Origin of the sequence: Aeromonas sp. ASNIH5 (assembly GCF_002902865.1) — a bacterium.
Classification (GTDB): domain Bacteria; phylum Pseudomonadota; class Gammaproteobacteria; order Enterobacterales; family Aeromonadaceae; genus Aeromonas; species Aeromonas caviae.
Window position 1 is genome coordinate 751,567 of record NZ_CP026122.1, and the last position, 17,720, is coordinate 769,286.

Annotated in this window: 15 protein-coding genes; 12 read left to right on the plus strand and 3 right to left on the minus strand. The window is 64.8% G+C overall.

The annotated features are described in order from the left end of the window. Window positions 1-12: 12 nt before the first annotated feature. Window positions 13-2,160, minus strand: a complete 2,148-nt coding sequence (gene fadJ / locus C2U30_RS03320) for a fatty acid oxidation complex subunit alpha FadJ (RefSeq protein ID WP_103244636.1) — start codon at window positions 2,158-2,160, stop codon at window positions 13-15. Then, on the minus strand, window positions 2,160-3,470 hold the full coding sequence (fadI, locus tag C2U30_RS03325; RefSeq protein ID WP_103243166.1) for an acetyl-CoA C-acyltransferase FadI: 1,311 nt from the start codon (window positions 3,468-3,470) through the stop codon (window positions 2,160-2,162). The genes fadJ and fadI overlap by 1 nt, the downstream gene beginning before the upstream one ends. A 183-nt stretch (window positions 3,471-3,653) precedes the next feature. Here fadI and C2U30_RS03330 point away from each other — a divergent pair, with 183 nt between their 5' ends. From C2U30_RS03330 to C2U30_RS03380, 11 genes are all read left to right on the plus strand, one after another. After that, complete coding sequence (locus tag C2U30_RS03330; RefSeq protein ID WP_039039116.1) at window positions 3,654-4,604, plus strand: AAA family ATPase; 951 nt, start codon at window positions 3,654-3,656, stop codon at window positions 4,602-4,604. Between the two features lie 28 nt (window positions 4,605-4,632). Continuing rightward, complete coding sequence (locus C2U30_RS03335; RefSeq protein ID WP_103243167.1) at window positions 4,633-5,523, plus strand: DUF58 domain-containing protein; 891 nt, start codon at window positions 4,633-4,635, stop codon at window positions 5,521-5,523. After that, entirely contained in the window at window positions 5,508-6,065 is a 558-nt protein-coding gene (locus C2U30_RS03340) for a DUF4381 family protein (RefSeq protein WP_233721053.1), read from the plus strand. Before C2U30_RS03335 ends, C2U30_RS03340 begins: the two co-directional genes overlap by 16 nt. Then, the gene (locus tag C2U30_RS03345; RefSeq protein WP_103243168.1) at window positions 6,062-7,024 is read left to right on the plus strand and encodes a VWA domain-containing protein; all 963 of its coding nucleotides are present in this window, start codon (window positions 6,062-6,064) and stop codon (window positions 7,022-7,024) included. Before C2U30_RS03340 ends, C2U30_RS03345 begins: the two co-directional genes overlap by 4 nt. Before the next feature lie 21 nt (window positions 7,025-7,045). Continuing rightward, window positions 7,046-8,506, plus strand: a complete 1,461-nt coding sequence (locus tag C2U30_RS03350; RefSeq protein WP_103243169.1) for a vWA domain-containing protein — start codon at window positions 7,046-7,048, stop codon at window positions 8,504-8,506. Window positions 8,507-8,511: 5 nt separating this feature from the next. Next, window positions 8,512-10,047: a hypothetical protein gene (locus C2U30_RS03355; RefSeq protein WP_442752129.1), complete on the plus strand. Its 1,536-nt coding sequence runs from the start codon at window positions 8,512-8,514 to the stop codon at window positions 10,045-10,047. 30 nt (window positions 10,048-10,077) lie between these two features. Beyond that, window positions 10,078-10,668, plus strand: coding sequence for a sigma-70 family RNA polymerase sigma factor (locus tag C2U30_RS03360; RefSeq protein ID WP_103243171.1), 591 nt, complete (start codon window positions 10,078-10,080; stop codon window positions 10,666-10,668). Continuing rightward, window positions 10,661-11,404, plus strand: coding sequence for a DUF3379 domain-containing protein (locus C2U30_RS03365; RefSeq protein WP_103243172.1), 744 nt, complete (start codon window positions 10,661-10,663; stop codon window positions 11,402-11,404). Before C2U30_RS03360 ends, C2U30_RS03365 begins: the two co-directional genes overlap by 8 nt. A gap of 408 nt (window positions 11,405-11,812) precedes the next feature. After that, window positions 11,813-13,084: an outer membrane protein transport protein gene (locus C2U30_RS03370; RefSeq protein WP_041211385.1), complete on the plus strand. Its 1,272-nt coding sequence runs from the start codon at window positions 11,813-11,815 to the stop codon at window positions 13,082-13,084. Window positions 13,085-13,335: 251 nt separating this feature from the next. After that, entirely contained in the window at window positions 13,336-14,592 is a 1,257-nt protein-coding gene (locus C2U30_RS03375) for an OmpP1/FadL family transporter (protein ID WP_103243173.1), read from the plus strand. A gap of 116 nt (window positions 14,593-14,708) precedes the next feature. Next, window positions 14,709-15,950, plus strand: a complete 1,242-nt coding sequence (locus tag C2U30_RS03380) for an EAL and HDOD domain-containing protein (RefSeq protein WP_103243174.1) — start codon at window positions 14,709-14,711, stop codon at window positions 15,948-15,950. A gap of 61 nt (window positions 15,951-16,011) precedes the next feature. Here the strand turns inward: C2U30_RS03380 and C2U30_RS03385 are convergent, their stop codons facing one another. Continuing rightward, on the minus strand, window positions 16,012-17,178 hold the full coding sequence (locus tag C2U30_RS03385) for a thiolase family protein (protein WP_103243175.1): 1,167 nt from the start codon (window positions 17,176-17,178) through the stop codon (window positions 16,012-16,014). 132 nt (window positions 17,179-17,310) lie between these two features. On the opposite strand from C2U30_RS03385, the gene C2U30_RS03390 reads away from it, so the two are divergent. After that, window positions 17,311-17,709: a MerR family transcriptional regulator gene (locus C2U30_RS03390; RefSeq protein ID WP_010674655.1), complete on the plus strand. Its 399-nt coding sequence runs from the start codon at window positions 17,311-17,313 to the stop codon at window positions 17,707-17,709. Window positions 17,710-17,720: the final 11 nt, after the last annotated feature.

Genomic DNA, 17,720 nt, shown 5'->3' on the forward strand with positions numbered 1-17,720 from the left:
CGTCGAGAGCCATCAGTAGAAGGTCTGCTGTTCCGCCGCCATCGCTTTCAGCCGCGCACAGGGGGCGAAGCGGTCGCCAAAGCGCTTCTGATGGTGCTCAAGACGCCCCACCAGATAGTCGATGCCGAGGCTGTCCATGTAGCGGAACGGACCGCCCAGGAAGGGAGGGAAGCCGATACCGAAGATGGCGCCGATGTCGCCATCCCGGGCCGAGGCCACCACGCCGCCATCCAGGGCCATGGCTGCTTCGTTGAGCATCAACAGCACGCAGCGCTCGGCGATCTCCTGCCTGGCAAGCTTGGCCTGGGGCTTGACGCCCAGCACGTCGTAGACGCTCGCGTCCACCGTCTTCTTGCCCTCCTTGCCGGTGAGCTTGTTGCGCGGGGCCGCCTTGCCATAGAGATAGAAGCCCTTGCCGTTCTTGCGCCCCTTGCGATCGTCCTCCAGCAGCTTGTCAAAGGCCTTGGGCGCCTGGAACTGCTCGCCACCCAGCTCTTTTTCGAGGATGGGGGAGATCTTGGCCCCCACGTCGATCCCCACCTCGTCCAGCAGGGTGATGGGGCCGACCGGGAAACCGAAGTCGAGCAGAGCGCCGTCCAGTACCTCCACCGGCTCCCCTTCCAGCACCAGGCGCGCCGCCTCGTTCATGTAGGGCGCCAGGATACGGTTGACGTAGAAGCCCGCCTCGTCCTTCACTACGATGGGGGTCTTGCCCTGGGCCCGGGCGAAGGCCAGGGTGGTGGCCACCGTCTCGGCACTGGTACCCGCGTGGGGAATGATCTCGGCGAGCGGCATCTTGTCCACCGGGCTGAAGTAGTGCAGCCCCACCACCCGCTCCGGATGCGTCGCCGCCGAGGCGATCTGGTGGATGGGCAGGGAGGAGGTGTTGGAGGCAAACACGGTGTGCTCGCCGCACTCGCGCTCCACGTCCTGCACCATCTGGTGCTTGAGGTTGATGTCCTCGAATACCGCTTCCACCACCATGTCCACCCGGTGGAAACCGGAATAGTCCAGGGTGCCGGTGAGCAGGCTCATCTGTTTCTCCAGCTCGCTGCGCAGCAGTTGGCGACGCTTGAGCTTCCTCGCGAGGAGGTCGTAGCTGTAACGCATGGCATTGCCGATGCCGGCGCTCGCCACATCCTTGATCCGCACCGGTACCCCCGCCTTGGTGGCGGTGACGAAGGCGATACCGCCCCCCATCAGGCCGCCCCCCAGCACGGCGGCATGACCCACCTTGCGCGGCTCGGCCCCCTGATAGCTCACCTCTTTCTTCATCTCCGTGGTGGCGAAGAAGAGGGAGCGCAGGGCGGCGGATTCCGGCGTCATCACCAGCTCGCCGAAGTGGCGGGCTTCGGCCAGCAGGCCGGCCTGCATCCCCTCCTCCACGCCGATGCGCACCACCTCGATGATACGCTCCGGCGCCGGGTAGTTGCCCCGGGTCTTGGCCTTGACCCCCTTGCGGGCCTGATCGAACAGCACCTTGCGACCAAATTTGTTGGTCTCCAGCACCTTGCCCTGCAGATCCCGTTTCAGGTGGTGGCGCGGCTTGCCCTTCTTGGCAAGCTTGATGGCGGCCTCCAGCAAAATGGACGGGGGCACCATGTCATCCACCAGCCCGAGCTTCCTGGCCTGTTTGGCCCGCACCTGCTTGCCGGTCAGCATCAGATCCAGTGCCTTGGCCACCCCGATGAGGCGCGGCAGGCGCTGGGTTCCGCCGGAGCCCGGCAGCAGGCCGAGCTGCACTTCCGGCAGGCCCAGCACGGTTTTACCGTGATCGGTCACCACCCGGCCATGACAGGCGAGCGCCAGCTCCAGCCCGCCGCCAAGGCAGGGGCCGTGAATGGCGGCGATCACCGGGATCCCCAGGGCTTCGATCTCGGCGAACACCTCCTGTCCGGCCCGGGACAGCGCTTCGGCATCCTGGGCGCTGGTGCAGGCCGCCAGCATGGCGATGTCGGCCCCGGCGACGAAGGAGTCCTTCTTGCCGGAGACGATCACCAGGCCGATCAGATCCCCGTTCCCTTTTACCTCGGCCAGCAGAGTGCGGATCTCGTCCGCAAAGGAGGCCTTCAGGGTGTTCATGCTCTCACCGGGCACATCCATGGTGAGGATGCCGATGCCGTCTTTGCGAATATCCAGAGAAAAAGTCTTGGCACTCATCATTCCACCTCCAGCACCATGGCCACACCCAGCCCACCCGCCGCACAGGCGGTGTTGAGCCCCAATCCCCCACCCCGGCGCCGCAGTTCATGCAGGGTCTGGGTGATCATGCGCGCCCCGGTGGCGGCAAAGGGGTGACCAAAGGCCAAAGAGCCGCCGAGCACGTTGAACTTCTCCATGTCCACCTCGCCGATGGCCTGATCCCGGCCCAGCTTGTCGCGGGCAAATTCGGCGCTTGCAAACATCTTGAGGTTGGCCAGCGTCTGGGCGGCAAACGCTTCGTGCATGTCGATGAGGGTCAGATCCCCAAGGGTGATGCCGGCACGGTCCAGCGCCAGCGGCGTGGCATAGGAGGGGCCCATCAGCATGTCCTGCCACACGTCGATGGCAGAAAACGCGAAACTGCGGATGTAGCCGAGTGGCTCGAGGCCAAGCTCGCGGGCCCGCCCTTCGCGCATCAGCAGCACGGCGGCAGCGCCGTCGGTGAGTGGAGTGGCGTTGGCGGCAGTAACGGAGCCGTGCATCCGGTCAAACACCGGTTTGAGCTTGGCATAGCTCGCCAGATCAGAGCTTTCGCGGATGTTGTTGTCTCGCTCCAGCGGCACCTTGTAGGGAGGCACGTGGGCGGTAAACACCTCGCCACTCAACTTGCCATCGGCCCAGGCCTGCGCAGCCAGGGTATGGGAGCGGTGCGCCAGCGCATCTTGCGCCTCGCGGCTGATCTGGTGGCTCTTGGCCATCTGCTCGGCGGTCTGCCCCATGGAGAGACCGGTGGAGTACTCGGCCACGGCGGGCGGCACCGGAAGCAGATCCTTGACCCGCAACTGGCGCAGGATATTGAAGCGCTGCTGCAGATTGCGCGCCTTGTTGAGATCCACCAGGGCGCGGGCCAGCTTCTTGCTGACCCCGATGGGCAGCACGGACGAGGAGTCGGCACCGCCGGCGATGGCGATATCCACCGTGCCGGCCATGATGGATTCGGTGACGTTGGCGACGGCCTGGAAACTGGTGGCGCAGGCGCGCGACACGCTATAGGCATCGGTGCTGACACTCATGCCGGTGCCGAGCACGATCTCGCGGGCAATGTTGGGGGCTTCCGGCATCTGTACCACCTGGCCGAACACCAGCTGGTCGATGAGCTTGGGATCGAGATCGGTGCGAGCGAGCATCTCGCTCACCACCAGCTTGCCCAGATCCACCGCAGGCACGCCGTGAAAGGCGGTGGCCTGCTTGGCAAAGGGAGTGCGCAAACCCGCCACGACGGCTATCCGTTCGCCCTGGCGAGTCGTCAGTTTCAATGGCTGTTTCATCCTGGCTCCTTGGGTTAAAAAGGCAGAGGTCTGACCTCATTGCGCCACATCTTAACAATCCAATCACAACTTTCATACAGCTGATTGAAACTAAATTGTCCCCATCTTGCCACCCTCCCTCGCCCTTGTGAGCCAACTGGGGTATAAAAAGATCAACTTCCATAAAAACAACGGGTTTATCGCATGGCAGCGGCCGAGTTCAGAGCACTTGGAGACTATCTGGGCAGCCAGATCCTGGGACAGGGCCCCCTCATCGAGGGGCTGCTGATCGCCCTGTTATGTGAAGGACATGTGCTGATCGAGGGGGCCCCCGGTCTTGCCAAGACCCGGGCGGTCAAGGCGCTGGCCGGTGCCGTGGAGGGGCGCTTTGCCCGTATCCAGTTCACCCCGGATCTGCTCCCTGCCGATCTCACCGGCAGCGAGGTCTTCCATCCCCAGGATGCGAGCTTCGTGTTTCAACCCGGTCCTCTGTTCAACCATCTGGTGCTGGCGGACGAGATCAACCGGGCGCCGGCCAAGGTGCAATCCGCCCTGCTGGAGGCCATGGCCGAGCACCAGATCACCGTGGGCAAGAAGAGCTGGCGCCTGCCCTCCCTCTTCATGGTTGCCGCCACCCAGAACCCCATCGAGCAGGAAGGGACCTATCCCCTGCCGGAGGCCCAGCTCGATCGCTTCTTGCTCAAGCTGCTGGTGGATTACCCCAGCCCCGCCATGGAGCTGGCCATCCTCCAGCTCAACGCCCGCGGCGACGCCCTGCCGACGCCGCCGGTCACCCTCAGCCAGTCCGACCTGCTGGAAGCCCGCACCGCCGTTCAAGGGGTACAGATGCAGGGGCGCCTCGAGCACTATCTGGTGCAACTGGTGTGCGCCACCCGCCCCGGCAGCGGCCTGTGCCCCGAGCTAGACCCCCTGGTCGCGGTGGGGGCCAGTCCCAGAGCCAGCATCGGCCTCGCAAGAGCCGCACGGGCCCGGGCCTGGCTCGCCGGGCGCGACTTCGTGCTACCCGAAGACATCCAGCAACTGGCGCCTGCCGTGCTGCGCCACCGCCTCATCCCGAGTTATCAGGCGCTGGCGGACAACCTCGATAGCGAGGCGCTCATCACCCTGCTGCTGGATGCCATTCCATGCCCCTGAACCGGCCCCCGCAGGCAGCCCTGTCGCCATGACCCCCGTCGCCGAGCCCCGGGATCACCCCGACATCGCCCTCACCCTCGAGCGGCTGCTGGCGGTTCGCCTCTGGACGCGCCAGGGCGAGCGTGCCCGCATTCATCAGGCGGCCCAGGGGCGTATCGGGCGCCAGCCCGGGCTCCATTTCAGGGAGCTTCGCCTCTATCAGGCCGGTGATGAGGTGCGTCACATCGACTGGCGGGTCACCGCCCGCCTCGGCCGCCCCCACACCCGCCTCTACGGGGAAGAGCAGGATCAGGCCCACTGGTTGCTGCTGGATCTCTCACCCGCCATGTACTTTGGCTCCCGCGCCCAGCTCAAGGCCCGCCTTGGCTGCGAGCTGGCCGCCGCCCTGCTCTGGCAGGGGGAGAAACAAGCCAATACCTTGATCTGCCAGGGCGAAGTCCCCCACACAGAGCACCAGCGCGGCTCTCTCATGCCTCTGCTGGAAGCGCTCTGCCGCCATTACGAGGCAGGGCTGGATCGCGCCCCCCCCCCCTGGACGCTGGCCCAGACCCTGGCACGACTCACCCTGCCCCACGGGGCCAGATTGACCCTGATAAGCCATCACCAGGTACCGGACCAGGCCCTCTGCCAGCAGTTGCAACGCCTTCGCCTGCGCCACGACATCCACTACTGGCAGATCCGCGATCCCCTGGAAGCCGCCCTGCCCGAGCAGGGGCAACTGGCAGTGCAGGCAGGCAGACACAGCGGTTGGCTCGCGGGAGAAGATCCCCGCTTTCGCGCCCGCTATCAGAGGGCGGCCGACGAACAGGCCGAGGCCTGTCGCCAGCAGTTGCTGCCCCTGGTGACGCGCCTCTATCGCCTGGACAACGGCGCCACCCTGCAACGCCAGTGGCAGGAGGGTGGATGCCGTCTGTTTTGAGGGGGGAGCAGGGCGTGCCCGCACCGGATGCATATCGCCAGCCCTCGTCCAGTGAGGCCTTGCAAGCCATCCGTGCCGAGCTGCGCGACATCCACCAAGGCCCCGCTCTCGAGCCTGCACAGGATCCTCGCCTGATGGCCCTCGGGGGGCTGCTGATCGCGGCGATCGCCGCTTGCCTGATCGCCATTACGGTCCTCACCCTGTGGCGCCAGCGCCACTGGGCGCTCCGGATAGACTGGCAGGCAGACGATCTCGTCCCCAGGCTGCAGGATGCCCTGCGAGAAGCGGCCATGGCCCGCTGGCCCGAGGCGGCCCCCCTGCAAGGGGAGGACTGGCTCGCCTGGCTGGACAGCAAGGGGGGGAGCGATTTTTCCCGGTTTGCCGCCCAGTGGCCGCTCTGGCTCTATGGGGGCAGAGTACCCGATGAGGCACAGCGCAAAAGATTGCGCCTCGCCTATCTCGCCTGGGGGCGACGCTGCGTCAGTGCGCCGCGATTCCCGGCAAGCAAGCGAGGGGCACCTCCCCCGGAGGGTACGCGATGATCCTCGCCTGGCCCTGGTTTTCCCTCGCCCTCGCCCTGCCGCTGCTGGTGCGCTTCGGCCTGCCTCCCATGAAGGGGCGCAAGGGAGGAAACCAGCTCGTTCACGGAGGTTTTCCCCTGCTCCAGCCCCAGGCGGGGCAGCCCTTGTGGCGCATGATGATCTGCTGGTGCGCCCTGGTACTGGCCCTGTGCCGCCCCCAGTGGCAGGAGCCCCCGATCATTCACTACCAGAGCAGCCGAGACCTCATCCTGGCGGTGGATCTCTCCGACAGCATGCGCACCCAGGACATGCTGGATGACGGAGAGCAAACGGACAGGCTTGCCGCGGTGCGCCAGCAGATAAGCAACCTTGTCGCCTCCCGCCCGGGGGATCGCATCGCCCTTGTCGTCTTTGCCGATCACGCCTATCTGCTCTCCCCCCTCACCCAGGAGACCGGGGCCCTGCTCACCCTGGCCAGGGAGCTCGACTTCGATCTGGTGGGGCGCACCACGGCCCTGGGGGAAGCCATCCTGCTGGCACGCCAGCACGCCGACCCCACCCGCCCCACCGCCCTGCTGCTGGTGACGGACGGGCGCAATACCTCGGGCAATGCGGATCCCCTGACCGAGGCCCGGCTCGCCGCCAAAGCCGGCATCCGTCTCTATACCCTGGGGGTGGGCGCCGACCCCGACACCTTCGCCGCGCCCGCAGGGGACGCCGATCCCAGTGCCGAACTGGATGAAGCCCTGTTGCAGCAGTTGGCGACACTGGGAGGAGGCCGCTATTTTCGCGCCCGCAACCGGGGCGATCTCGCCGCCATCAACCAGGCCATCGACACCCTGGAGCCCCTCGCCCGGCCCCAGACCCTCTCCCGGCCCCACCAGGAGCTCTACCCCTGGCCACTGGCCCTGGCCTGGCTGCTGCTCTGCTGGCCAGCCCGCTGGCACATCCCCCTGTCACACAGGCCATCCCATGAGTAGGCAGGCCATGATGGTGGCACCATGGAGCTGATCTTGCTGCGCCCCCTCTGGTTGCTGGCCCTGCTCCCCTGGCTGTGGCAGGGGTGGCGCCGCCGCCGCGATCCCGGCTTGCTCTCCCCGGCCATGCAGGCCTATCTGCTGCCGAGCCGCCATCGGGCCATCCCCTGGCGCTGGCTTGCCTGTCTGCCGGTGATCCTCGCGCTCTCGGGCCCCGCCCTGCGCCAGCAGAGTCTCCCCATGCCGAGCCCGGCCCTCGATATCTGGCTGCTGGATCTATCCGACTCCATGCTGGCACAGGATCTGGCGCCGGACCGGGCAACCCGGGTAAGGCTGGGATTGCAGGAGATGCTGGCCGACATAGCGCGGCAGGACGCGGCCCATCCCATCGCCCTCATCCTGTTTGCCGGGGATGCCTACCTCGCCATGCCTCCCACCCGGGATCATCAGGCCATCGCCCTACTGCTGCCGGACCTGCGCCCGGCCATCATGCCTGTCCAGGGCAGCGCCCCCGAGCGCGCCGTGGCCCTGGCCCTCACCCTGATCCCGCCGGGCCAGTCCGCCCGTCTGCTGCTCGTGACCGACGGCCTCTCCGGGACAGCGCGCGATCGCATCGCCGCCCTCTGGCCCTGCCTCAACGACCTGTTCTGCAAGGCAGGCTCGGCCCCGCGGCTCGACATCCTGCTGGCCAGCGGGGGCAAGGAGACTCGGCTGCCCGGCGTGGCCGCCGAGCGCTGGCAGCTCGGCAGCCCGATCGGCCACACCTTGCCGGCGCCCGACGAGGAGGCCATGACCGCCCTTGCCGCCAGTACCGGAGGCAGGCTGGCCTGGCTTGATTCCGGCCTGCCCCGCTTTGCCCCCCTGCCCATGGGCCAGGCCCTGACGCAGGGGCAATCCCGGGATCTCGGCCCCTGGCTGCTCATCCCCTTGCTCCCCCTGGCGCTGCTGGCGCGGATCGGCACCCACTGGCTGCTGGTGATCCTCGTCATTGGCGTCGCGCCCCCTTCCCTGCAGGCGGCCTCCCGACAAGATGAAGAAGGCTGGCAGGCTTATCGCCAGGGACACTATCGAGAAGCGGCCAACGCCTTCCAGGATCCGGTCTGGCAAGGCAACGCCTGGTATAGATCCGGGGATTACGCCAGGGCCGTCGCCGCCTATGGCAGGGCAAACAGCGCCACCGCCCACTACAACAGGGGCAATGCCCTGGTCTGGCTCGGGGATCTTGCCGCCGCGGAGCAGGCCTATCTGAGCGCCCTTCGCCTTGAACCTGGGCACAGGGATGCCTTGCACAACCTGGCCCTGCTGCGGGCCAACCCGCCGCAGACAACGCCCTCGGCAAATGCCCCGGCGCAGGCCGACACTCCCGACCCCACCCGCGCCTCAGAGGCTCCCCGCCCCCCGGCGCCCCCCGTGCTGCTGCTGGAGCAGCGCCTTCGCAAGGAGGCCCTGCGCCGCCCCCTGATCAAGGTGGAGGAGCCCTGGTGATCCTCGTGCTGCGCTTGCTCTCCCCCCGGATCGGCTGCTGGCTGCTGCTCGCCCTGTGCGCCATGCGGGTGCAGGCCGCTCCTGTCGAGGCCGAACTGTTGCCGGGGGCGAGCGAGCGCGACTGGCTGCTCGTCATCGAGGCCGACGGGCTGCACCGCGATGAGGATCTCAACCTGCAACCGCTGCTGCGCCAGTTTGCGGTCGGGCGGGTCAGTATCCAGCGGGTCAGTGCCCAGAGCCGCAGCCTGACCCGCTGGCAGATCCCCCTGCACCTGCTCGATACCAGCCCGCACCAGGTGCCCTCCCTGCCCCTTGGCGCCGATCTCACCCCCTCCCTGGCGGTACCGACACGTTCCCTGGACGGCACCCTGATGCCGGCACAAGACCCGGTATTCTCTCCGGTCGAGCTGCAGGCCCGGGTGCTCCATGAGGGGAATCTCTACCCCGGCCAGCCCTTCATCTATGAGCTGACCCTCTGGCTGCCTGCCAACCTGGAGGCCCCCAACCTCGGCGAGCCCATCACCCCGGCCTTTACCATTCGCCGCCTTGGCGAGGATCGCTGGGATTCTCCCGCCAGCCCCGGCCTGCCCGGGCGTCTCACGCGAAAATGGCTGCTGCAGGCCAAAGGGCCCGGGCTCCATCCCGTCGAATCCCCCCGCTTTCAGGGGCGGTTGCCGCCCCAGGATGCGGCCGGTGCGACCGCGCCGGGCAACGCGGGGGATCTGCTGTCCGCCAGGGCGACGACCCTCTTCATCAAGGTGGACAAGGCCCCCCTGGAGCCGGTGGCGAGCAGCCTGGTGCTGCGCCAGCAGTTCAGCCCGGCCCAGGCCAGGGTGGGTGAGCCGGTGATCCGCACCCTCACCCTGGTGATGGAAGGGGGGGATGGCAACCGCCTGCCCCTCTTGCCGGCCCCGCCCATGCCCGCCGGCCTCTCCATGAAGCCGGACGGCGAGCAGCAACAGGAGCGATTCGTGGCCGAGGGGGCGCTTCGCTTCGAGCGCCAGTGGCGCCAGGCCCTGACCGCCGACGAGGCGGGGCGCTATGTGCTGCCCCCCCAGACCCTGCGCTGGTTCAACACCCAGAGCGGCCGCATCGAGGAGGCGCGCCTGCCCGCACATTCTCTGGTGTTCACGGCAAGGGAGAGCGCCACTCCCGCCTCCCCCGCACCAGGGGGCCAGTATCTCTATTGGGTGCTCCTGGCCATCCTGCTGCGGGCATTCATGCGCCGCTGGCCGCGCTGGCGCGCCTTCTATCGCCTGCAACGGGCCCTCGCCACGGGCTCTCCTGACGAGGCCAGGGAAACCCTGCTGACCTGGGCCGTCCTGCGCTGGGACACCCCCTGTCTGCATCTGGCCAGGCTGCCCTGTCACCGCGACCCCGCCATGGGGGCGCTGCTGGACGGCCTGGATCGGGCCTGTTTTTCCCCCAAGCGAGTCCCTGGCGAACACCTGCCCAGGCAGGCGCTCGCCAGGGAGTTGTGCACCTGGGAGAGCTTTGCGATAGCCTATGGTCTTCGAATACTGGCGTGGATGCGTGCATGATGCGCCCCTCATGAAACAGGACACCCCTTTATGGCGTTAGGTTTTTTCAGAAGAAAAAGGGCCGACACGGGAAAGGATCCCCTCACTTCTCCGGTCTATGGGGAGATGGCTGACAAACAAACCAAGTACGAAGCCCTGGTGTACGCCCTGCACGGGGACATCTACTGCTACGCCTACTGGCTGTGCCGGGATCCGCAAATCGCCGAGGATCTGGTGCAGGAGACTTTCCTGCGCGCCTGGAAGGCGATAGATACCCTGCTGGACGACAAGGCTGCCAAGGCGTGGCTCATCACCATATTGCGGCGGGAGAATGCCCGCCGCTTTGAGCGAAAGCAGTTCGATCTCGTCGACCTCGACGAGCACCCCCTGCGGGATCAGGGTGTCCTGCCAAGCGAGCAGGAGATGGAGCACGAATGGCTCAGGCGCCACATCGCCCGCCTGCCTGCCGAGTATCAGGAGCCGCTGCTGCTGCAGGTTCTGGGGGGATTCAGCGGGGAGGAGATCGCCGAGCAACTCGGCCTGAACAAGAACACCGTCATGACAAGGCTGTTTCGCGCTCGCAACCAGATAAAAGAGGCCATGGAGTCTGCGAAACAACAGAGAGGACACACCAATGGATGAGCTTGAATTTCGCCGCCGGGCCATCACTCACCCCTCGGACAGGGATCCCGCCTTCTTGAAAGCCGCCGAGGCGTCACCGGCCAATCGCAAGCATCTGGACGAGATGCAGCAGCTCGAGCGCCAGGTGCGCAGCACTCTGGAAGTGGACGTACCGGCCGGTCTTGCGGAGCGGATCCTGCTCAGGCAGGCGATGGCAGCCGAAGAGGAGCAGGTGGTCCCGCTGCCCGTCACTCCTGCACGCACGCCATGGCGCGCTCTGGCCATCGCGGCCTCGGTCGCCTTCCTGCTCGGCATGAGCACCCGCTGGATCAGCTGGCCTGTGGCACCGGACACCCTGTCGCTGGCTCAGGTCGCCATGTCCCACGTTTATGGGGAAGAGCCCTTCATTCATGCGGTGGATGAGCGGGTCAGCCTGCACACCATCAACGCGAAAATGGAGAAATATGGCGCCACCCTGAGCGAGATGCCGGGCATGAAGGTAACCTATGTCAACCACTGCGCCTTCTACCAGGGACCGGCCCTGCACATGGTGCTGCAGGACAAGATGGGACCGGTCACCCTGTTCCTCGTCCCCAAGCACCTGCCACTGACGATCCAGTCCGATTTTGCAGACGGGACCCTCAAGGGGGAGATACTGCCGCTCAAGGGGGCCAACATGGTGCTCATCGGAGACATGCAGGAGCCCCTCGCCCCGGTTGCCCGCCAGCTTGAGTCACGTCTGCACTGGTCCATTTAACAGACCTTGACCCAGGCTGACTCGTCCTCCGCCTCAGCCACATCACAGGCAGACATCCTCATTGTCTGCCTGTTCATCCCCACATCCCCGCATGTTCCCGCCCATTGCCCGCGCGAAGTCACATTTCTACCATTTATTTTAAATGACGCAAATGGCACCATTTGTGCTTTATTTATCCAATAATAGATAAATCAGCCTAATAAAACGGCAAGTTAAAACAAATGATTAACACAATGGAAACTTTTATGTATTCTGCTGTCACTGGTCTGATTTCTTACCTCCTACCAGATCCATAGAATCACGCCAGCAATGAATGGGAAGAAGCTGACATAACAACAGATCATGTCGTCAATAGCCGCCAAAGAGCTGCGATGTCGACAGAAAATCTGCTTACAAAGAGAGAACACTATGACAACTGCCTTTTTCAAGAAAAGCCTGATCGCTGCGGCCGTGACCCTGGCCAGCACCCAGACCTTCGCCGCCGCGTTCCAGCTGAACGAGCACTCGGCCTCCGGTCTGGGTCGCGCCTACGCAGGTGAAGCAGCCATCGCCGACAACGCGGCCGTGCTGTCCCGCAACCCGGCGGCCATGACCACCTTCGACAAGATGGCACTGTCTGTATCCGGCACCTATATCAAGCCCGACGTGGATGTGGCTGGCGACATCTATGCCGGCCCCACCAAGCTGGCTCCGTCCAGCGAAAGCGACATCGCCCCCGATGCCTTCGTGCCGGCCACCTACTTCATCCAGCCCCTGAATGATCAGTGGGCCTGGGGGATCGGCCTCTTCTCCAACTACGGCCTTTCCACCGAATATTCCAAGACCTTCGCGGCCGGTGCCGGCGCCGGTGACACCGAGCTGCTGACCTTCAACATCAACCCCAACATCGCCTATCGCATCAACTCCAGCTTCAGCGTCGGTGCCGGCATCAATGCCGTCTACGCCGCCGCCGAGCTGAACCGTTATGCCGGTGCGCTTTCCGCCGCCATTCCGGGCGCCAACTCCGATACCCGTCTGGCTCACCTGAAGGGCGACACCTGGGGCTTTGGCTGGAACGTCGGCACCCTGTACGAGATCAACGACAACAACCGTCTCGCCCTGACCTACCGCTCCCAGGTGGACTTGAGCTTTGACGGCGACTTCCAGGGTGCCACCTCCGGCAACCGCGTCGTCGATGGCAACCTGAAGCTGGATCTGCCGGCCCAGGCCGAGTTCGCAGGCTACCACCGCCTGAACCAGCAATTCGCTGTCCACTACTCCGTGAACTGGACCGACTGGAGCGCCTTCCAGGAGCTCAAGGCCACCAGCAGCAACTGCGCCGGCGGCGTGTGCCTGCAAAAAGACGAGAAGTTCAAGGACTCAGCCCGTTACGCCCTGGGCGGTACCTGGTACGTCAACCCGTCCTGGGAAGCCCGTATCGGCTTCGCCTACGACAACAGCCCCATCGAGCCGGAATACCGCAGCCTGAGCATTCCTGACTCCGACCGTATCTGGTACAGCGCCGGTGCCACCTACCACATCAATCCGGACATGAGCCTCGACTTCGGCATGGCCTATCTGGACGGTAAGGAAGTGGACGTGAACGAAGGCCTGCGCAACCACAGCGATGCGCTGCGCTGGAAGGGCACCTCCCACGGCAACGCCCTGCTGGCTTCCGCCCAGTTCAACATGAAATTCTGATTTTCATGTCATCATCGAGAGCGCCCCAGGGCGCTCTTTTTTTATCCAATTTCGCCAATTGAGCGCACAGCTGTAGTAAACAACTGTACTCTTTTCTTTTTTTATCAAACTGTTATGGGTATTTCTTTCAGCATTTAATCCCGTTTTGCCGCACGTTCCCCTCTCCCCGTTGCCTTGCTGGTCATACCATATAAAATCCCGGCCCCAACCGAATAACAGAATGAACACCCAGTTCATCCCGAGGAAAGACCATGCATCCGACGTTCAAACCCTCCCTTATAGCCCTCTTTCTGCTGTCGAGCCAGGTACAGGCTGCCGGCTTCCAGCTCGCGGAGCAATCCGCCACCGGCATGGGGCGTGCCTTCGCGGGTGAAGCCGCCATCGCCGACAATGCCAGCGTGCTCTCCCGCAATGCCGCCGCCATGACCCGGTTCGATACCCTGGCCTTCTCCGGCGGCGTCATCCATGTGCACCCCGACGTCAACATAGAGGGCACCACCCGGGTGCCTACCCCCCAGGGGCCGGTCAGCCTGGATGCCGGAGCCCACGACATTGCGGGTGACGCCTGGGTGCCCAACGCCTATCTCATCGTGCCCCTCAGCGAGCAATGGCGCCTCGGACTTGCCGCCACCTCCTATTACGGACTCGGGGTCAAGATGCCGGACAACTACAACGCCGGTCACTTCGGCAACGTCTCCGACATCAAGACCATGGATCTGGGGGCCTCCCTGGCCTATCGCATCAACCGCGTCTGGTCCGTCGGGGCCGGTCTCTCCGCCATTCAGGGGGAAGGGGAAGTGGGCGGCACTTTCCCCTCCAACAACCAGATAGCCAAGCACTTGAAAGGGGATGGCTGGGCCATGGGCTGGAACCTGGGCACCCTGCTTGAGTTGTCGCAGGCAACCCGCGTCGGTCTCTCCTATCGCCACGACGTGACCCTGACCCTCTCCGGTGACGCCATCGGCATCGATCAAAGGGGCCAGCCTTTCACCGATACCGGCAGCCTGGATCTGCCCCTGCCCGCCACCGCCGAGCTGGCTGTGTTCCATCAACTCACCCCGGCCCTGGCGCTGCATTCGAGCATCAACTGGACCAACTGGAGCAAGTTCGTGCAGCTCGAATCCGAGCTCGACCACCACGGCACCATGCACATCAAGGAGGAGCACTGGGAAGACAGTTGGCGCTATGCCCTGGGGATGACCTACCAGCTGGCCCCCCAGTGGCAACTGCGCTCCGGTATCGCCTACGACCGCAGCCCGGTCCCGGCGGATCGCCGCACCATCTCCATCCCCGACTCGGATCGGGTCTGGTACAGCGCTGGCGTGGGCTACCAGATTGACCGCCACCTCTCGCTGGATCTGGGGCTGACCCTGATCGACGGCAAGAAGGTGGACGTGAGCGAAACCATGCAGCTCAGGCCCGGCATCCCCCAGACCACCTCCACTTTCAATGGCACCTCGGAAGGGGATGCCTGGCTCGCCGGCCTCCAGCTCAACTACCTGTTCTGACACCCCGGGTTTCCTGACAAATAGTATGCCAGTTGTTGACCTTCCCGACCGGTCGGCACTGGCATAGTGATCCGCTTCACCATAGAATCAAGCCTGTAACCATGGTGGAGAGATGCATGTATTCCTATGTAGCAAGGCAGCCCATTCTGGATCGGGAGTTGAACACCCAAGCCTATGAGCTGCTGTTTCGCGACAGCCTGGACAATGTATTTCCCTCCGTCTCCGCACAGCAGGCCACTTCCAGGCTGGTTGCCGAGCAGTTCTTGCAGCAGAACATCGATCATCTCATCGGAGATCACCCCTGCTACATCAATTTCCCCCACTCCCTGTTGCTGGACGGATTGGCCGAGTGCCTACCACGGGACAAGGTGGTGATCGAGATCCTGGAGGATGCCGAGCCCGACGATGCGCTGCTGGAAAAAGTGATCCAGCTCTATGGGCTGGGCTATCGGTTGGCGCTGGATGACTTCACCATGGTCTCAGACTGGGACAGGTTCCTCCCCTACATCCATATCATCAAGTTCGACCTGCGCAGCACGCCGCAACCCTGCATCGAGCACTTCATGGCGAATCATCGCCACCTGCCCCTCACCTATCTGGCCGAGAAAGTCGAGGATCAGGCAGAGTTCGAGCGGATGAAGCAGCTCGGCGTCACCCTGTTCCAGGGATTTTTCTTCAGCCGCCCCCAGATGGTTCAACAGCCCACCATACCGCCGGCCCAACTGGTGGTGATGCAGTTGCTCGAGGTGGTCAATCAGACCGAACCGGATCTGGACAAGATTGAGCAACTGCTCAATCAGGATCTCACCCTCTCTCTCAAGCTGCTGCGCTACATCAACCACCTCAAGCGCTTCCCACAACCCATCGCCTCGTTTCGCCAGGCCGCAAGCTCCCTGGGGCACGCCCAGCTCAAGCGCTTCGTCGCCCTGATCGCAGCCACCAGTGCGGGAAGTGAAAAGAGCGCCGAACTCCACCAGATGTCCCTCATCAGAGCCCGGTTCTGCGAACTGCTGGCCCAGACCCATGCGCCCGCAGAGCAGGCACAGCAAGCCTTTGTAACCGGCCTCTTCTCCCTGCTGGACGTGCTCATGGGAGAACCGCTGGATCAGCTGCTCGGCTCCATTCCCCTGACCGACGACATTCGTGCCGCCCTGCTCACCCGCAAGGGCAAGCTCGGGTTCTACCTCGCGTTCTGTGAAGATTTCGAGAAAGCCGACTGGCAGCGGGTCGCCGCCAACACCGTCCGGCTCGGCCTCAACGAAGAGAAGGTCAGCCACCTCTATCTGAGCGCCACCGCCTGGGTCAACCAGCAGCTTCATGCCATGGAAGAGCAACCGGTCCACTCCCGCCAGACATGACAACGTCCCTCTTGAAGGGACGTTGTCATGTCATCAACCCGCTGCAATCTCACCCACGCATTCAGCCTGCCTCGATGGCGATGGCCGTTGCCTCCCCTCCCCCGATGCACAAGCTCGCCACCCCTCGCCTGAGCCCGCGGGCACGCAGGGCATGGATCAGGGTCACCAGGATGCGGGCGCCACTGGCGCCAAGAGGGTGCCCCAGCGCACAGGCCCCGCCGTTCACGTTCAACTTGTGATGGGGAATGCCGCACCCGGCCATCGCCAGCATGCTCACCATGGCGAATGCCTCGTTCACCTCGAACAGGTCCACCTCCTCCACCGACCAGCCCACCCGGGCCAGCAACTTGTCAATGGCGCCGACGGGGGCACTGGTAAACTCCGCCGGCAGGGCGGCGTGACTCTGGTAACCCACTACCCTGGCCAGCACCGGCAATCCGAGCCGGGCAGCGGTCTCGCCCCGCATCAACACCAGGGCTGCAGCCCCGTCCGAGATGGAGCTGGCATTGGCCGCCGTGATGGTGCCGTGCTTGCTGAAGGCCGGCTTGAGGCCGGGGATCTTGTCGGGCCTGGCTTTGCCCGGTTGCTCATCCTCGGCCAGCAGCAGGGTATCCTCAGAGGTCATGACGGGAGCCAGTTCCGCGGCAAAGGCACCGCTGCGCTGCGCCGTCAGCGCCCGCTCCAGGGAGGCGATGGCAAAGGCATCCATGTCGGCCCGGGTCAGTCCGCTGCGATCGGCGCTCAACTGGGCGTAATGACCCATCAGATGGCCTTCGTAGGCATCCTGCAAGCCGTCCAGGAACATGTGATCGAGCACGCTCTGGTGCCCCATGCGAAAACCGCTGCGCGCCTTGTCCAGCAGATAGGGGGCGCGGCTCATGCTCTCCATGCCCCCCGCCACCACGACCTCGGCCTCCCCCAGGCGCAGGCTGTCCGCCGCCAGCATCACCGCCTTCATGCCGGAGCCGCACACCTTGTTGATGGTGGTACAGGGCACGCTGTCCGGCAGCCCCCCCTTGAGCGCCGCCTGACGGGCTGGCGCCTGGCCGACCCCTGCGCTCAGCACGTTGCCCATATAGACCTCATTGACCTGCTCCCCCGTCATCCCGGCCTGCGCCAGCGCGGCGCGGATGGCGCAGGCGCCAAGCTCGGGGGCACTGAGCCCGCTCAAGGCCCCCTGGAAGGCCCCCATGGGGGTACGTTTGGCCGCCACAATCACGATATCCATCGATAGCACTCTCCTTGTTACATCGGGATAACATATGCCGCGGCCGCGACGGGAACAAGACTTGCGGGGAAGTTGACGTTTGGGTAAGGTGCCAGCCTGCATTGACAACCAGATGGCAGCCAAGACAGCCCCATGACCAAATCCAGGGACGACACCCGCACCTTCAGCATCAGCGAACTGGCTCGCGAGTTCGATGTGACCACCCGCAGCATCCGCTTCTACGAGGATCAGGGCCTGCTCAACCCCACCCGCCAGGGACAACACAGGATCTACAGCCGTCAGGACAGGGTGCGGCTCAAGCTGACCCTGCGTGGCAAGCGTCTGGGCTTCAGCCTCGCAGAGATCCGGGAGCTGTTCGATCTCTACGATGCGGACAAGAGCAGCCGCTCCCAGTTGCAGACCATGCTGGGGCTGGTGGCCGACAAGCGGGAGACCCTGCAGCAACAGCTGGAAGATATCCAGATGGTCCTGCTGGAGCTGGAGGCGGCCGAACAGCGCTGCCGCCAGGCCCTGGCACACCTCTCCCCCTGAGGCACGCAGAC

Coding starts and splice junctions, on each gene's coding strand:
- C2U30_RS03375 (WP_103243173.1), top strand. CDS start 13,336: ATGCATCCGACGTTCAAACCCTCCCTTATAGCCCTCTTTCTGCTGTCG.
- fadJ (WP_103244636.1), bottom strand. CDS start 2,160: ATGAGTGCCAAGACTTTTTCTCTGGATATTCGCAAAGACGGCATCGGC.
- C2U30_RS03345 (WP_103243168.1), top strand. CDS start 6,062: ATGATCCTCGCCTGGCCCTGGTTTTCCCTCGCCCTCGCCCTGCCGCTG.
- C2U30_RS03330 (WP_039039116.1), top strand. CDS start 3,654: ATGGCAGCGGCCGAGTTCAGAGCACTTGGAGACTATCTGGGCAGCCAG.
- fadI (WP_103243166.1), bottom strand. CDS start 3,470: ATGAAACAGCCATTGAAACTGACGACTCGCCAGGGCGAACGGATAGCC.
- C2U30_RS03360 (WP_103243171.1), top strand. CDS start 10,078: ATGGCGTTAGGTTTTTTCAGAAGAAAAAGGGCCGACACGGGAAAGGAT.
- C2U30_RS03340 (WP_233721053.1), top strand. CDS start 5,508: ATGCCGTCTGTTTTGAGGGGGGAGCAGGGCGTGCCCGCACCGGATGCA.
- C2U30_RS03365 (WP_103243172.1), top strand. CDS start 10,661: ATGGATGAGCTTGAATTTCGCCGCCGGGCCATCACTCACCCCTCGGAC.
- C2U30_RS03390 (WP_010674655.1), top strand. CDS start 17,311: ATGACCAAATCCAGGGACGACACCCGCACCTTCAGCATCAGCGAACTG.
- C2U30_RS03350 (WP_103243169.1), top strand. CDS start 7,046: ATGGAGCTGATCTTGCTGCGCCCCCTCTGGTTGCTGGCCCTGCTCCCC.
- C2U30_RS03380 (WP_103243174.1), top strand. CDS start 14,709: ATGTATTCCTATGTAGCAAGGCAGCCCATTCTGGATCGGGAGTTGAAC.
- C2U30_RS03335 (WP_103243167.1), top strand. CDS start 4,633: ATGACCCCCGTCGCCGAGCCCCGGGATCACCCCGACATCGCCCTCACC.
- C2U30_RS03370 (WP_041211385.1), top strand. CDS start 11,813: ATGACAACTGCCTTTTTCAAGAAAAGCCTGATCGCTGCGGCCGTGACC.
- C2U30_RS03385 (WP_103243175.1), bottom strand. CDS start 17,178: ATGGATATCGTGATTGTGGCGGCCAAACGTACCCCCATGGGGGCCTTC.